The organism is Nocardia brasiliensis IFM 10847 (genome assembly GCF_000710915.1).
Classification (GTDB): Bacteria; Actinomycetota; Actinomycetes; order Mycobacteriales; family Mycobacteriaceae; genus Nocardia; species Nocardia brasiliensis_A.
On sequence record NZ_BAUA01000157.1, the window covers coordinates 1 to 15,902 of the forward strand.

Here is a 15,902-nt window from a genome sequence, read left to right on the forward strand (position 1 = left end):
CGAACGCATCGCCGAGGAGCTCGGCACCGAACTCGGCGACGTCGTCGGCTACACGGTCCGCTTCACCGACCACGCCTCCGACCGCACCCTGATCAAGCTGATGACCGACGGCATCCTGCTCGCCGAGATCCAGCGCGACCGGCTGCTGCGCCGCTACGACACGATCATCATCGACGAGGCGCACGAGCGCAGCCTCAACATCGACTTCCTGCTCGGCTACCTGAAACAGCTGCTGCCGCGCAGACCCGATCTGAAGGTGATCATCACTTCCGCGACCATCGACCCCGAACTGTTCGCCCGCCATTTCGCCGACGAAAAGGGCACGCCCGCACCGATCGTCGAGGTCTCCGGCCGGTCCTATCCGGTCGAGTTGCGCTACCGGCCGCTCTCGCTCGAGCTGCCCGGTGACGACGAAGACGACGAGGACACCACGGTGGTCGACCGCGACCCGGTGGACGCCATCGGCGACGCGGTCACCGAACTGTTCGCCGAAGGCGACGGCGACGTGCTGGTCTTCCTGTCCGGCGAACGCGAGATCCGCGACGCCGCGGACGCGTTGCGCGACCTGAAACTGCCGCGCACCGAGATCCTGCCGCTCTACGCCCGCCTGTCCACCGCCGAGCAGCACCGGGTGTTCGCGCCGCATCCGGGCCGTCGGGTGGTGCTGGCGACCAATGTCGCCGAAACCTCGCTGACGGTGCCGGGCATCCGCTACGTCATCGACCCCGGGACCGCACGCATCTCGCGGTACTCGATGCGCACCAAGGTGCAACGCCTGCCGATCGAGAAGGTCTCGCAGGCCTCGGCCCGCCAACGCGCCGGGCGCTGTGGCCGCGTCGCCGACGGCATCTGCATCCGGCTCTACTCCGAGGACGACTTCGAGGCCAGGCCCGCGTTCACCGAACCAGAGATCCTGCGCACCAACCTCGCCGCCGTCATCTTGCAGATGACCGCGCTCGGGCTCGGCGATATCGAGAACTTCCCGTTCGTGGAGGCACCGGACCGGCGGGCGATCCGCGACGGCATCGCGCTGCTGGAAGAACTCGGTGCGTTGGGTCGGCGGACCGACGGCAAGTCCGGACCCGAAACCCGCACCGACGACTACGGATTGACGCTCACCCCGATCGGCCGGGACATGGCGCAGTTGCCGGTCGACCCGCGCATGGCGCGAATGCTGGTCGAAGCGCACGGCACCGGCTGCCTGGCCGAGGTGCTGATCATCGTCGCGGCACTGTCCATCCAGGACGTCCGCGAACGTCCGGCCGAACATCAGCAGGCCGCCGACACCAAGCACGCCCGGTTCGTCGTCGAAGGCTCGGATTTCCTGGCCTACCTGCGACTCTGGGACTACCTGACCGAACAGCGGAAATCGTTGTCGTCCAATCAGTTCCGGCGGATGTGCCGCGAGGAGTTCCTGCACTACCTGCGGATCAGGGAGTGGCAGGATCTGCACGGGCAGCTGCGCACGATCACCAGGGGCCTCGGCTGGTCCGGTGACGGGGGCGAGGATGCGGGACGGACCGGTAGTGGTGCCGCCGAGGGCGGCGGGGGCGGTCGCGGTCGGGCCGAGGGCGGTCGAGGCGGGGTTGCGGGTGGCCGCGGCGAAGGTCGTGGCCGGGCCTCGAGTGGTCGAGACGAGGGCGGCCTGGACGAGGCAGGGAGTAGCCGAAGCGGGGCCGACAGTGGCCGAGGCGGCAGTAGTGACCGGGCCGAGAGCGGCCGGGGCGGGGTCGCTGGCGGTCGAGGCGGAGTCGCGGATGGCGCCGGGAACGATAGGGGCCGTGGGCAATCCGGGGACGGGTCGGGCGAGGGACGTGGTCGCCGGTCGCGCCGCGGCGGTTCTGTTGCGGATCGGCGCGACGGCGACGCTGCGGGCGGCTCGCGCGGGTCGCGGCGGGGCGATCGCCCGCAGGCCGCCGGTAGCGCGGCGCTCGAATCCGATGACATGCCTTGGGATTCCGTCAGCATCCATCAGGCGCTGCTGGCGGGCATGCTCTCGCATATCGGTGTGCGCGAGGCGGAGTCGCGGGAGTTCCTGGGCGCGCGCAACGCGAAGTTCATGATTTTTCCCGGCTCGTCGCTGGCGAAGAAGCCACCGCGCTGGGTGATGGCGGCCGAGCTCGTCGAGACCTCGCGCCTGTGGGGCCGGATGGCGGCCAAGGTGGAGCCGGAATGGGCCGAGCGGCTCGCCGGAGATCTGGTGAAGCGCACCTACTCCGAACCACATTGGTCGGCCAAGCGCGGCGCGGCCAGCGCCTACGAGCGGGTCACCCTCTACGGCATCCCCCTGGTCACCGGTAGGCAGGTGGACTACGGCCGCATCGACCCGGAGCTGTCGCGCGAGCTGTTCATCCGGCACGCGCTGGTGCAGGGCGAATGGCAGACCCGCCACGAGTTCTTCCATCGCAACCGCGAATTGATCGACGACGTCGCCGATCTGGAGCACCGCGCGCGCCGCCGCGACATCCTGGTCGACGACGACGTGCTCTTCGAGTTCTACGACAAGCGGCTGCCCGCCGACATCGTCTCGGTGCGGCATTTCGACAAATGGTGGAAGGCAGCGTCCCGCAAAGACCCGGCACTGCTCGACTTCTCGACCGCCACCGTCGTCAACGAGAACGCCGCCGCGCTGGACCCCGCCGCCTTCCCCGACGCCTGGCGGCAGGGTGAACTCAGCTTCCCCCTGACCTATCAGTTCGAGCCCGGCCAGGAGGAAGACGGCGTCACGGTACGCATCCCGGTGGAGCAGCTCGCGCATGTGCGCGCGGTCGGCTTCGACTGGCTGGTGCCCGGCATGCGGGACGAACTGGCCGCGGCACTGATCAAGACCCTGCCGAAAGCGTTGCGGCGCAGCGTTGTTCCCGCACCCGATTTCGCCGCTGCCGCGCTGGCCGCGCTCACGCCCCGCGCGGAACCGTTGCGCACCGGGCTGGCCCGGGAACTGTCGCGCCTCGGCTCGATCACCATCGACCCGGGCGACCTCGACCCGAGCGCCCTGCCCGATCATCTGCGGATGACGTTCGCCGCGGTCGACGCCGACGGCCGGGTGCTGGCCAGCGGTAAGAGCCTGCAAGCCCTCAAAACCCGCTTGGCCGAACAGGTCTCCGCTTCGGTGGCCCGGGCGACCGCGGGCGCCGAGCGCGCACCCGCCGCCGTATGGACCTCGGAATCACTCGGCACGGTCGAGCAGACGGTGCGGCGCGAGGTCGCGGGGCAGACCGTCACCGGCTACCCCGCGCTGGTGCCCGAGGGCGACGGCGTGGCCGTGCGCGTGCTCAGTTCGCCTGCCGCGCAAGCCAGTGCGATGCGAGCGGGCACCCGCGCGCTCGTGCTCAACGCCATCCCGACCTCGGTGCGCACCGTCACCGCGAGCCTGCCACCCACGGATCGCCTTGCGCTGAGCCAGAATCCGTACGGATCGATCGACGCGCTCGTCGAGGATTGCCGCGCGGCGGCGGCCGATGAACTCATCGCCGCGGCGGGCGGGCCGGTGCGCAACCCGGACGATTTCGCCGCACTGGTCGCGAAGATCCGCCCGGACCTGACCACCGCGGTCGCCCGGCTGGTGCGCCTGCTCGTCCCGATTCTCGTGCAGGCGCACCGGGTTTCGGCTGCGCTGGCCGACACCACCGAGCGCAATATCGCCGATGACGTGCGCGACCAGCTCGACAACCTGGTGTTCCCCGGTTTCGTCTCGGAATGGGGTAGCACCCGATTACGGGAACTTCCCCGCTATCTCCAGGGTGCCGTCGCCCGCCTGGAGGCCCTGCCCGGCTCCGCGGTACGCGACCGGCAGAGCATGGCCGAACTGGATCGCGCGATCGCCGCCTACGACCGCCTCGTGCACTCCCTACCGGAGAACCGGCGCGGCGCCCCGGCCGTCACCGAGATCTGGTGGATGCTGGAGGAATTCCGGGTCAGCCTCTTCGCCCAAAAACTCGGCACCCCATACCCGGTGTCCGCCAAGCGGATCGAGCGCGCCATCGCCGCTGTCCGCCGCTGAGCGCGGTGCGGCGGTAGACCGCCGGGCGCGTTTCGCGAGTTTTCATACGCCGATGCGACAGCCGCCGAGGCGCGCCGTCGCGGTGTGCTGCGGAATCGACTATTCGGCGGGCACCATGGCGGCGTCGGCGCGCGCCTTGCGCATCTCCTGGATCTCGCGTTCGAAGTCTTCCGCGGAGGTGAACGAGCGATACACCGAGGCGAAGCGGAGGTAGGCGACCTCGTCCAAGTCGCGCAGCGGACCGAGGATGGCGAGGCCGACCTCGTGGCTGGGCACCTCCGGAGAACCCTTGGCGCGCACCGCGTCTTCCACCTTCTGGGCGAGCAGGTTCAGAGCGTCGTCGTCGACCTCACGGCCCTGGCAGGCGCGGCGCACGCCGCGAATGACCTTCTCCCGGCTGAACGGCTCGGTGACGCCGCTGCGCTTGACCACGGACAGGATCGCGGTTTCCACGGTGCTGAACCGCCGCCCACAGTGCGGACACGCGCGGCGGCGGCGGATGGCCGCGCCTTCGTCGGCCTCACGCGAGTCCACCACCCGGGAGTCTGGGTGTCGGCAGTACGGGCAATGCATCCGAGAGATCCTTCGTCGATGCGAGTGCTCGCGGCCGGCCCGGCAACCGATCGGGGTGACCGTCCCGGCGAGCACGTGTACAGGGGCCTAGACCCCGGCACCAGGTAAACCTCAGACGATACGCGGAATACCTGCATAGCACTTCGAGGATACCTGTCCGGGTACCCGGGTTGTCCCACTCACCCGGTAGCGGGACCGTCGCCGCCGCGTATGCCGCCCGCGCGGACGGGGCTATCCGGCCACCTGCCACTGCGAAGTCAGGTCGGCGATCAACTCGGGCAGGCGCGGCACGAGCCGCCCGCGGGCGAGTTTGTTCCAGAACGGTTCCCCGAGCACGGCGGGCCCGAGCACCGGATTCTGTGCCAGGTCGATGTGGCGCGGCACGAGGTCACCGGTGATGTAGGTCCAGCGCGTGTCGCGGTCGGCCCAGTTGAAGTCGGGCAGTGGGGTGCGCAGCGCGAGCGTGCGGCCGCCGAGGTCGGCCCGGACCGTCGCGGGTGCGAACACTCCCGGCGCACGCACGCCGGGCACCGCCGGTTTGCCGGCGATCGTGCTCACGTAGGTGAGGACACGCCCGATCGGGGCGCGCCCCGCCGCAGTTTCGTCCCACTGGTCGGCGATCACCCGGTTCTGTTCGCGATCGGTCATCCTGATCAGGGCGTCGACGTAGCCGTCCTGGGTGCCGCGGGCGATGGACTGCCACGCGGTGTGGATATCGGCGTCGAGGATGCCCGCCTCGGTCATCTCGTCGATCCCGCGCATCCCCAGCGCCGCGTACGCCTCGTGCATCGGAACCAGGTCGGTGAAAATGTGCTTCTGCATGATCATCAGCCGGGTCTGGTACCAGACGACGTCCTGCGGAGTGAGCCGCGCACCTTCGGCCGCGAGCAGGCGGATGTCGGCGGGCAGGTCGCGCACCAGCTCCGGCGGGGTGCCGCGCAACAGGTCGGCGACCGTGTTGCCGAGTTGCTGGATGCCGGGCAGGTCGAGCACCACCCCCACATCGCTCATGTCGAAGAAGCCGGAGGCGAACGAGCCGCCCGCGATACCGGCCAGCCCCGCCCAGTAGAACTCCGGATGCTGGGTGGTCAACCGCAGATAGTTGACGTACACCTGATTGAACGTGCGCTCGTTGGCCCGCACGCCGCGCGCCGGATCCCAGCCCGCGAGGTCGATATCGGCGTTGCGCGTGGCAACGACCAACCAGTACTGATGCAGCAGGGTCGCGTACCGGCGCGGCGGCACCCCGTCGGCCCGCGCCGCTTCGACCGCTTCGACCAACGTCGACTCATCCAGGGGCAGTGCCGGATTCAGCCCGCCCCCGCCCGTACCGTCCCCGTTCACCGCGGGCAAATCCAGGAACGTCGCGTAAGCAGGCGCAGCCTGCGCGACCGGAATCGCACCGATCCCGAACACGAGACTCACAGCGAGCCCGGCGATTCCGGCAAGAAGCCGGACCGAGCGTCCGGTGGTGGCGAAGTGCGTCATTGCTGGCTGTCCCGACTCGCTCGTCCGACGAAAGGAACGTCTGGCAAGAGCCCATGCCAGATCGCGTTTCAGCACACTAGCAACATGTCCCAGACAGCAATCGACAATTCCGGCCACTTTGCAGGCCGATAACCCGAATCCTTCGGGCACCCCCGCCCCTCCAACCACGGCACCCCCAGACCTCACAGACCTTCCCCACCGAGCAACGGCGTGTCACACGGCAAGTCGTTATGCGAACAGTCGAAAACCTCTGTGAAGCCACAGACTCACGCCGCCGGGCCGCCCCACTCCTGCACGAACCCCCGCCACCCCTCGAGCACGCAGCCCGCAGGGCTGCACCTCAGCCAAGCCCGCACGCCCCCGCCCTCAACCACTCCCGTTCGCGCCCTCACCCGCGACCACGGAATCAACGCACCGCCGGAACGCCTTCCGGCAGACCCGCTTCCGCCCCTCCCTCAACGGACAGCGAATGCTCCGCGGGCATCGGGGGCATCTCCCCGCCCCAATCACCCGCGCGCAGATGGGCGAGGGTGATCAGCACCGCTACCACCAATGCACTGAGCAACGCGGCGACGGCCAGGACCGCGAACCCGACCTGCGCCTGCTCGACCAGTTCCCCGGGGTGCACACCACGCGCGCGGCGAACTGCGGAAGTCCTTGTGCCCCGGTCGTACACGACGACTCCGCCGCGCGGACGCGCACTGGGCGGGCGGCGATCCACGACGGAACGTGTCGAGTCCAGCGCTCGGGTGCGCAGGGTGCCGCGATGCACCCGGGGCACCGTGGCGAAGGCCAGATCGATCTCGTCCGCACCGACCTCGCGGCGATCGAGGTCGTCGGCGACACGCAGCGCGACGCTCTTGCGTGTCGCGCCGATCTCCGTCTTGATATCGCTGATCGCAGTGCTCATCGGACAAACCTCCGTGGTGGGTGCTCCGTCTGTGTTCGAGCTGGTCGGGTAGAGCTGGACGCTTCGGTGGGGCTGTTTTTCGGTGCCGCTGATGGGTGCCATGTTCGATGCTGTTCGCTCAGGTGTTCGAAGAACTGATGTTCGATTTCTACCACGAGCCACCGACAAAGTCAGCAGAAACGCCCGACACTCCTCGAACAGATGTTTGAAACATGGGCCCGACCGGTCTAGATTCAAAAAGACGAAATTCTCGACAAGCCGAGCACGAGATTTGCCGGGCAACGGATCCGCCCGGACACAGCACGGAAGGGCGGTTGCGGTGAGGCAGACAGACGACACGGGCGACGAGAGCGAAGGCGGCGCCGACTCGGCGATTTCCGGGGCGGATCTCACCGTGCGTCAGCGCAAAGTGCTGGAGGTGATCCGCTCCTCGGTGAGCGAGCGCGGTTACCCGCCGAGCATCCGGGAGATCGGTGACGCCGTGGGGCTCACCTCCACCTCTTCGGTCGCCCACCAGCTTCGAGCCTTGGAGCGCAAGGGATTCCTGCGGCGCGACCCGAATCGTCCACGCGCGGTCGATGTTCGCGGCCTGGACGAGGTGGGGCGCGCGGTCACCAGCCTGCACGTCGCCCCCGTCGACGAAACCGACGGCGCCACCGCCGATTCCGGCAGGCCGACGCCGACCTTCGTACCGGTGCTCGGCCGGATCGCCGCCGGTGGCCCGATCCTGGCCGAGCAGGCGGTGGAGGACGTGTTCCCGCTGCCCCGCGAATTGGTCGGCGAGGGTTCGCTGTTCCTGTTGAAGGTCGTCGGCCAGTCGATGATCGACGCCGCGATCTGCGACGGCGACTGGGTGGTGGTGCGCCAGCAGAACGTCGCCGACAACGGCGATATCGTCGCCGCGATGATCGACGGCGAGGCGACGGTGAAGACGTTCAAGCGCACCGGCAAGGACGTCTGGCTGATGCCGCACAACCCGGTGTTCGAGCCGATCCCGGGCAACGACGCGCAGGTGCTCGGCAAGGTCGTCACCGTCATCCGCAAGATCTGAGCACGCCCGACAGGTGAACGGCCGCACGGCGATCCGTGCGGCCGTTCGCGTGTCCGGCGCGTTCACAGCACATTGCCAGGATGCCCCCAGGGTCCTCACCGCTGTGCCGGTCATGCTCCTGCGGTGACCGCGATCAGCGCCGCCCCTCCCCCTGCGACCGACTCGGCGACCCCCGCCCCATCGGATACGTTGCCACCGGCGCGCCGCTGGGAGCGAGCCGGTCTGGCCGCGCTGTTGATCGGCACGGCGGCCGCCTACCTCTGGCACATCACCGTCAACGGCATGGGCAACAACTTCTACGCGGCCGCCACCTGGGCCGGTTCCCGGAACTGGGAGGCGCTGCTGTTCGGCTCGCTGGACCCCGGCAACTTCATCACCGTCGACAAACCGCCGGTGTCCCAATGGGTCATGGGATTGTCGGGTCAGCTGTTCGGCTTCAGCAGCGCGAGCATGCTCGTCCCCCAGGCGTTGATGGCCGTCGCCGCGGTGGCCCTGCTGTACGCCGCGGTCACCCGCGTTACCGGTAGTCGCGGGGCTGGGCTGCTCGCGGGCGCCGTGCTGGCGGCAACGCCGGTGGTGGCGTTGATGTTCCGGTTCAACAACCCGGACGCGGTGATGGTCCTGTTGATGACCGCGGGCGCCTACTGCACGATCCGGGCGTTGCGCCACGCGAGCGTGCGCTGGCTGATCCTGGCGGGCGTCGCGCTGGGCTTCGCGTTCCTGGCGAAGATGCTCGAGGGTCTGATGGTGCTGCCGGCGCTCGGGCTCACCTACCTGATCGTCGCGCCGACCACTCTGCGGAATCGGTTGTGGCACCTGGTCGACGCGACGGCCGCGCTGGTCGTCTCGTCCGGCTGGTTTGTGGTGCTGACGCTGCTGTGGCCCGCCTCGGCGCGACCGTATCTGGCGGGATCGACGAACAACACGTTCATGGATCTGGTGCTCGGCTACAACGGGTTCGCGCGGTTCCTCGGCCATAATCACCGGGGCGCCAACCCTTTCGAGCTGCCGCCCGGCTACGAGATGCCGCGATCGGTGGGCACCGGGTTCGGCTTCGGTGGTGGATCGGGGCCGACCAGACTGTTCACCGGTGAGATCGGATTCGAGATCTCGTGGCTGCTGCCCGCCGCGCTGCTGGCGTTCGGTCTCGTGCTGGTGTCGCGTCGGCGCGCCCCACGGACCGACCCGGTGCGGGGCGCCGCACTGGTTTTCGGGCTGTGGCTGCTCATCGACGGCATCGCGTTCAGCACCATGCAGGGCGGCATGCACGCGTACTACACACTCGCGATCGGGCCGGCGGTGGCCGGGATGTTCGCCCTCGGCGTGCACGAGATGTGGCGGCAGCGCGCCGCGGCGTTCGGCCGGATCGGTGCGGCGGCGCTGATTTTCGCTACCGGCGGTTGGGCTTTCGTGCTGCTCGGCCGAAATGTCGAGTGGCTGCCGTGGTTGCGCTGGACGGTGCTCGCGATATCGGCGCTCGCCGCGCTCGGGTTACTCGCGAGTGTGTCCCCCGCCGTGGCACGGCGATTGCGCAATCGGGCGATTTCGGTGCTGGTGGTCGCGGGAGTGCTCGCCGGGCTCGGTGGCACCACCACGTACGCCGCGGCCACCCTGCCGCAGGAGCATGTCGGCGGCAGCCCGTCGGTCGGCCCGGCCGAACCCGAAAAGCCCGGCCCGGCCGACCAGATCCGACGAACGGTCACCGCGTTCGTGGACGGCGCCACCGAGCCACAGGTCGCCGCGCTGCTTCGAGATACCACCACGCCCTGGTCCGCGGCGGTGGACCGGTCCTCGGTCGCGGCGAGCCTCGAGCTGGCCAGTCACACGCCGGTCATCGCGATCGGCGGTTTCACCTCCGCCGACCCGGTGCCGAGCCTTGCCGACTTCGAGAACCTCGTCCGCACCCACCAGGTGACCTACTACCTCGCGCAGGAGGTGAAGCTGCCCGATGCCTGGAAGGTGCCCGACCAGCCGGGCGTCGTCCCGAACGAGCCGCCCGCGAACAACGGCCTGTGGCGGCCCGCAGGCCACAAGGACATCGCCGACTGGGTCGCCGCCCACTACACCGCCGTGCACTACGGCAATGTCGCCGTCTACGACCTCACCCGGGCGAAGCCGTGACGGTCGGGCGATGGGGATGGCGAGACCTGCATCGGCGCGAAACCACGAACGCCCGAGGGTGTTTCGGCTGTTGTCGGCGACAGCGACAGCGAGGGTTACGCTGGGTGGGTTATGACGACGAATCATGACCGAGCCACGGCCGTACACGCCGAATTCAGCCGCTACATCGACCGCTGGGTCGAATTGTTCAACGCCCGCGATATCGCGGGACTCACCGACCTGTACGAGCCGGCCGGGATCGTGGTCCCCAGCCCCGGACATCCGATCTCCGGCGCGGGATTGTCCACGGCCCTGACCCACTTCGCCGAGACGACGACGTCGATGAAAGCCACACTGCGCCAGGTGTATCAGGCCGACGATATCGCCCTGCTCCTGATCGACTGGACCATGGAGGGACCCGGGCCCGACGGTCGGCCGGTCACCCGGCACGGCACCGCCACCGATGTCGCGCGGCGTGGCGCCGACGGCCGCTGGCGCTACCTCATCGACAACCCCTCCGGCACCGCGGACCAGTAGCGGATCAGATTCGGCTCGGCCTCGCGTCCGCCGCACCCGTCGCACGACGACCGGTGCGGCGGACGCGTCTCGACTAGGTCTGGTCGTCGACCGCCGCGCCGGGTGCGTTCTTCTGCACCGACTCGATGCCGTTGCGAGCCGCCGCCTTGCTCTCGTAGGCCTGGCTCGCGGCGATGACTTCACCGTTGGCGGCTTTGAGCCGCCAACGGGTCTTCGCGGCCTTGTCCGTGAACAGCTCGAATTTCGCGGCCATGACTACCGCTTCCTTTCCACTGGACAACAGGTGTCCCTTAGGGAGTAACCGCTCGGTATCAATTCAATCGCAGCCTTCTGACCAGGCATGATGCGCTTCTTTCACAATTCCCCAGTTGTCGCCAGTCGAGATTGCGGTGCGGGTTGTGGTTCTACTTGCAGGACACACCCGATGCTCATTCGTGCGTGAAAGGTCCACTTGATGCGCAGAATCGCACATCTCACCCTGGGTCTACTGGTCGCTGCGGGCAGCCTGGTCGCCATGCCGGACGCCTCGGCGGACGCGGACTCCGGGCAGCTGGCGGATATCAGCGGCGTCACCGACGACGGCCCCACCACCACTGTGAAATCCGGCGCAGCCGCGGTGCGGGTGAGTTTCCCGCAGGCCGGCGCCGTGCGCGTGCAACTGGCGCCCGACGGGAAGTTCACCGATCCGGCCGGCGACAAGATCGTCCTGCCGAGCAAGTCCGCACCCGCGATCCCGAAACGCAAAGACAAAGGCGACTATTGGGCCCTGTCGACCGGCGAGGTCACGCTGCGCGCGTACAAGCGTCCGCTGCGTTTCGCGTTGTACGACGGCACCGACACCGCGCAGATCTGGGCCGAGAAGTCGCCGCTGTCCTGGAAGGGCGGCACCACCACGCAGAGCCTCGGTCGCGGGCAGCAGGAACAGTTCTTCGGCGGCGGTGAGCAGAACGGGCGATTCAGCCACCGGGATCAGACGATCAAGATCTTCGCCGACGACAACTGGAACGACGGCGGCGCGCCGAATTCGCAGCCGTTCTACCTGTCCAGCAACGGATACGGCGTGCTGCGCAATACGTTCGCGCCCGGCAGCTACACCTTCGGCGACACCGTACGCACCACGCACGACGAGCGGCGATTCGACGCGATCTATGTCGTCGGCAAGGGCCCGAAAGAGGTGATCTCCGCCTACACCGGACTGGTCGGGCGACCCTTCTTGCCGCCGATCTACGGGCTGGAGATGGGCGACTCGGACTGCTACTTGCACAACGCGAACCGGGGCGAGCGGCACACCCTCGATGCCGTCGCCGTCGCCGAGGGCTACACCAAAAACGAGATGCCCAACGGCTGGATGCTGGTCAACGACGGTTACGGCTGCGGTTACGAGAATCTGCAGCAGGTCGGCGAAGGGCTGCGCAAGAACAACATGCAGCTCGGACTGTGGACCGAGGACGGCCTGCCACATCAGGCCGAGGAGGTCAAAGCCGGTGTGCGAGTGCGCAAGCTGGATGTGGCCTGGGTCGGGCCCGGCTACCAGTTCGCCCTCGACGGCTGCGACAAGGCGCACAAGGGTATCGAGGACAACAGCGACGCCCGCGGTTTCGTGTGGACGCCGGTGAGCTGGGCGGGCGCGCAGCGCTGCGCGGTGCTGTGGAGCGGGGACCAAGCCGGTTCCTACGACTACATCCGCTGGCAGATACCGACTTACGCGGGCGCGACGATGTCGGGTATCGCGTACAACACCGGCGACGTCGACGGCATCTTCGGCGGCAGCCCGCAGACCTACACCCGGGACCTGCAGTGGAAAGCGTTCCTGCCCACCATCATGTCGATGGACGGGTGGGCGCCCAAGGACAAGCAGCCGTGGCGCTACGGCGAGCCGTACACCGCGATCAACCGGAAGTACCTGCAGCTCAAGGAAAGACTGCTGCCCTACACCTATTCCTATGCGGTCGAGGCGAATCGCACCGGCGTCGGCCAGGTGCGCCCGCTCGCGCTGGAGTACCCGAACGACCCGAACACCTGGGGCGACCAGGCGCGTTACGAGTTCCTCTCCGGCAAGGACTTTCTCGTCGCGCCGGTGTATCGCGACGGCGAGGTGCGCGACGGAATCTATCTGCCGGAGGGCACCTGGGTCGACTACTGGACCGGGCGCACCTGGCAGGGGCCTACCACGGTGAACGGGTATCGCGCGCCGCTGGACACGCTGCCGCTGTTCGTCCGGGCGGGCGCGGTGGTGCCGATGTGGGCGCAGGGCACCAAATCCTGGCAGACCCGCGACCGCGGGGTGCTCGATCTCGACATCTACCCGAGAGGCGCGGGCAGCTTCACGCTGACCGAAGACGACGGTGTGACAAAGGATTACCGCTCCGGCGCGCAGGCCACCCAGCAGTTCGGCGTGCGCGCACCCGATTCCGGGACCGGCACCGTCGAGGTGACGATCGGCGCGACGTCCGGATCCTACCGGGACCAGCCCGCGCAACGCCGCTACCAGCTCGCGGTGCACACCGCCGCCGCACCGACCGCGGTGCAGACCTCGACCGGTGCGCTGAACCGCTGCGCCGATCGCGCAGCGCTGGACCGCGCGGACAGCGGCTGGTGGTTCGACCCGAACGATCGCGGCGGCGTGGTGCACGTGAAGACCGCGCCGATCGCCGCGCGGGACAGCCGGACAGTGACTTTGACCGGCACCAAGGCGGTGGGCGGATAGCCCGTTGCCGCATCAGGAAAGGAAACACGATGAGAAAGTTCTGCCACGGCGCCGCGGGCGCCCGCCGCGCCGGCGTAGCCGGCTGTGGCGCGCACTCCGCGGCGCAGCCACCCGCAGACCGGCGGTGCAACGCTTGCGGCTCGCGAATCCGCTTGCGGCCGAGCGCCTTCCGCAGCTCCCCAGTCTCGCTGGGGAGCTCGGGCAGAGCACTACCGTGTCATGCTGCAACGGGACGTCCGGACACCGACGGAAGATCGTCAGGCTGTCACTGAGATATCCACCCGCACAACTGTTCTCGGCTCCAGCTCAGCTCCGACCCGACGGGCCGCCGCGCGGCAAGTGAACGGGAATGCCGATGTCGCGGCCCGCCGCCGCATCGGTGACATCAGAGCTGACACCCCGCAGGTTCTCCCCGTCGGTGCGTGTCTGTGCCTCGCCGCTCGACCGCTGCGCGAGGTAGCCCCAATCCAGCCTCACCTCAGGGAGGAACCCCATGCGGTTGGCAAAATTCCCCTGGCTCGCGGCCTCCGTCGCGGCCATTCTGATCGGCGTCTCGACGATCCTGGTGACCCTCACCAACGCGACGCCGGCGCTCACGGCCAGCACCGGCCCATCCACCGGTGGCGCCAAGATCGCCTACTTCAACCAGTGGTCGATCTATCAGAATGCCTTCTACCCCAAGCACGTCGACAGGTCGGGGATGGCAGGCAAGCTCGACTACATCATGTACGCGTTCGCCAACATCCATCCCACCGACCTGACCTGTTTCGAGGCCAACAAGGCCGCGGACCAGAACGAGAACAACCCGAATGCCGGTGATGGGGCGGGTGATTCGTACGCCGACTACGGCAAGACGTTCGACGCGGCCAGCAGCGTCGACGGCACCGCCGACAAATGGGACGACCCGATCGTCGGCAACTTCAAGCAGTTGAAGCAGCTCAAGGCCAAGCACCCGAATCTCAAGGTGCTGCTGTCCATCGGCGGCTGGACCTACTCGAAGTTCTTCTCCGATGTGGCCGCGACCGATGCCGCGCGCAAGAAGTTCGCCGCGTCCTGCATCGACATGTTCATCAAGGGCAACCTGCCGAAGCAGAACGGCTACGGCGGGCCCGGCACCGGCAAGGGCGTCTTCGACGGCCTCGACCTGGACTGGGAGTATCCCGGCGGCGGTGGCCATCTCGGCAATCACGCGTCCCCGAACGACCGCGCCAACTTCACCTTGCTGACGGCCGAATTGCGTAAGCAATTGGACGCGCAGGGCACGGCCGACGGTAAGCGTTACGCACTGACCGCCGCCGTGGCGGCCGGTCAGGACAAGATCCGCCACTACGACACCGCCAACCTCGGCAAGTATCTCGACCTGGTCAACCTCATGACCTACGACATGCACGGCGCGTGGGATGCGAAGGGGCCCACCAACTTCCAGGATCCGATCTACAGCAGGCCGGACGATCCGATGAATCCGGTCCCGCCGGGCAACGGGAAGTACAACATCGATGCGGCGGTCACCGCGTGGACCACGGGTGACAGTTCCTACGGCATCCCGGGCGGCTTTCCGGCGAACAAGCTGACCGTCGGATTCCCGTTCTACTACCGCGGTTGGACCGGCGTACCGGCAGGCAATGAACACGGTCTGTTCCAGCCCGCGACGGGGCCCGCGCCCGGCGCACCGATGTCGGGCAACGTACCCGGCATCCGGATGTACAAGGAACTGAACGGAGTCGTCGACAACCCGGCACGCACGTTCTATGACACCACCGCTCAGGCCGCCTACTTCTACGACGGCACGAACTGGTGGGGCGGTGACTCACCGCAATCCATCAAGGCCAAAGTGGATTACATGCACTGCAAGGGCCTCGGCGGCGCGATGATGTACTCGCTGGAGAACCTCGGTTCGACGACGACGCTGTTCGACCATGTCATCAACGGGGTCAACAGTTCGCCCGCGAACTGCAACCCGCCGACGACCACACCGCCTACCACGACGCCGACCTCGCCCACCACCTCGCCGACGACCACACCCCCGACGACCACGCCGACCTCGACCACGACCACTCCGCCGACCACGACCCCGCCCGCGGGCTCCGGCGTGGTCAACGGGGATTTCGAGACCGGCGCGTTGTCCCCGTGGTCGTGTGCGGGCACGCTCGGTTCGATCGTGAGCACCCCGGTGCACGGCGGCAAGAACGCGTTGGGCGGCACGCCGACCGACAGCGACAATGCCCGGTGCTCGCAGACGGTCGCCGTCGAACCGGGCCGCACCTACACGCTGGCGGCATGGGTGAACGGTAACTACGTCTACCTCGGCGCCTCCGGCACGGGCACGAGCGACGCGTCCACCTGGGCACCCAGCACCGGCGGTAACTACCAGCAGCTGTCCACCCAATTCACCACCGGCGCCTCGACCAAGAGCGTCACGATCTGGTTGCACGGCTGGTACGGGCAAGGTAAGTACAGCGCGGACGATGTCACGCTGAAGTAGTAAGCGCGGCAACGAAAGTGGGCCTCGCGGTGGCGAGGCCCGCTTTTCGTG

10 protein-coding genes are annotated in these 15,902 nt (G+C 68.2%); 6 read left to right on the forward strand and 4 right to left on the reverse strand.

Annotated features, from left to right (window positions below):
• On the forward strand, positions 1–4,003 hold a 4,003-nt coding region (hrpA, locus tag NBRGI_RS45565; RefSeq protein WP_029900638.1), incomplete at its 5' end, for an ATP-dependent RNA helicase HrpA.
• A gap of 99 nt (positions 4,004–4,102) precedes the next feature.
• On the opposite strand, the gene nrdR is transcribed toward hrpA, so the two are convergent.
• The 3 genes from nrdR to NBRGI_RS30455 form a co-directional block, all read right to left on the reverse strand.
• Positions 4,103–4,576: a transcriptional regulator NrdR gene (gene nrdR / locus NBRGI_RS30445; protein WP_029900639.1), complete on the reverse strand. Its 474-nt coding sequence runs from the start codon at positions 4,574–4,576 to the stop codon at positions 4,103–4,105.
• 231 nt (positions 4,577–4,807) lie between these two features.
• Positions 4,808–6,064, reverse strand: a complete 1,257-nt coding sequence (locus NBRGI_RS30450; RefSeq protein WP_029900640.1) for a hypothetical protein — start codon at positions 6,062–6,064, stop codon at positions 4,808–4,810.
• A 406-nt stretch (positions 6,065–6,470) separates the two neighbouring features.
• On the reverse strand, positions 6,471–6,974 hold the full coding sequence (locus tag NBRGI_RS30455) for a hypothetical protein (RefSeq protein WP_148310999.1): 504 nt from the start codon (positions 6,972–6,974) through the stop codon (positions 6,471–6,473).
• Between the two features lie 373 nt (positions 6,975–7,347).
• On the opposite strand from NBRGI_RS30455, the gene lexA reads away from it, so the two are divergent.
• The 3 genes from lexA to NBRGI_RS30470 all read left to right on the forward strand — a co-directional run bounded on the left by lexA (position 7,348) and on the right by NBRGI_RS30470 (position 10,662).
• Positions 7,348–8,025 carry a transcriptional repressor LexA gene (gene lexA / locus NBRGI_RS30460; protein ID WP_051067033.1) on the forward strand — a complete coding sequence of 226 codons (678 nt, stop codon included), beginning with the start codon at positions 7,348–7,350 and terminating at the stop codon, positions 8,023–8,025.
• Positions 8,026–8,148: 123 nt separating this feature from the next.
• Entirely contained in the window at positions 8,149–10,146 is a 1,998-nt protein-coding gene (locus NBRGI_RS30465) for an ArnT family glycosyltransferase (protein WP_029900642.1), read from the forward strand.
• A 111-nt stretch (positions 10,147–10,257) separates the two neighbouring features.
• Complete coding sequence (locus NBRGI_RS30470; RefSeq protein WP_029900643.1) at positions 10,258–10,662, forward strand: YybH family protein; 405 nt, start codon at positions 10,258–10,260, stop codon at positions 10,660–10,662.
• A gap of 73 nt (positions 10,663–10,735) precedes the next feature.
• Here the strand turns inward: NBRGI_RS30470 and NBRGI_RS30475 are convergent, their stop codons facing one another.
• Positions 10,736–10,915 carry a YegP family protein gene (locus tag NBRGI_RS30475; protein WP_014986775.1) on the reverse strand — a complete coding sequence of 60 codons (180 nt, stop codon included), beginning with the start codon at positions 10,913–10,915 and terminating at the stop codon, positions 10,736–10,738.
• A gap of 201 nt (positions 10,916–11,116) precedes the next feature.
• On the opposite strand from NBRGI_RS30475, the gene NBRGI_RS30480 reads away from it, so the two are divergent.
• Both NBRGI_RS30480 and NBRGI_RS30490 read left to right on the forward strand, forming a co-directional pair.
• Positions 11,117–13,369 (forward strand): glycoside hydrolase family 31 protein, encoded by a 2,253-nt coding sequence (locus NBRGI_RS30480; RefSeq protein ID WP_029900644.1) that lies wholly within the window; start codon positions 11,117–11,119, stop codon positions 13,367–13,369.
• Between the two features lie 493 nt (positions 13,370–13,862).
• Positions 13,863–15,851, forward strand: a complete 1,989-nt coding sequence (locus NBRGI_RS30490; RefSeq protein WP_029900646.1) for a glycosyl hydrolase family 18 protein — start codon at positions 13,863–13,865, stop codon at positions 15,849–15,851.
• The last annotated feature ends 51 nt before the right edge of the window (positions 15,852–15,902 follow it).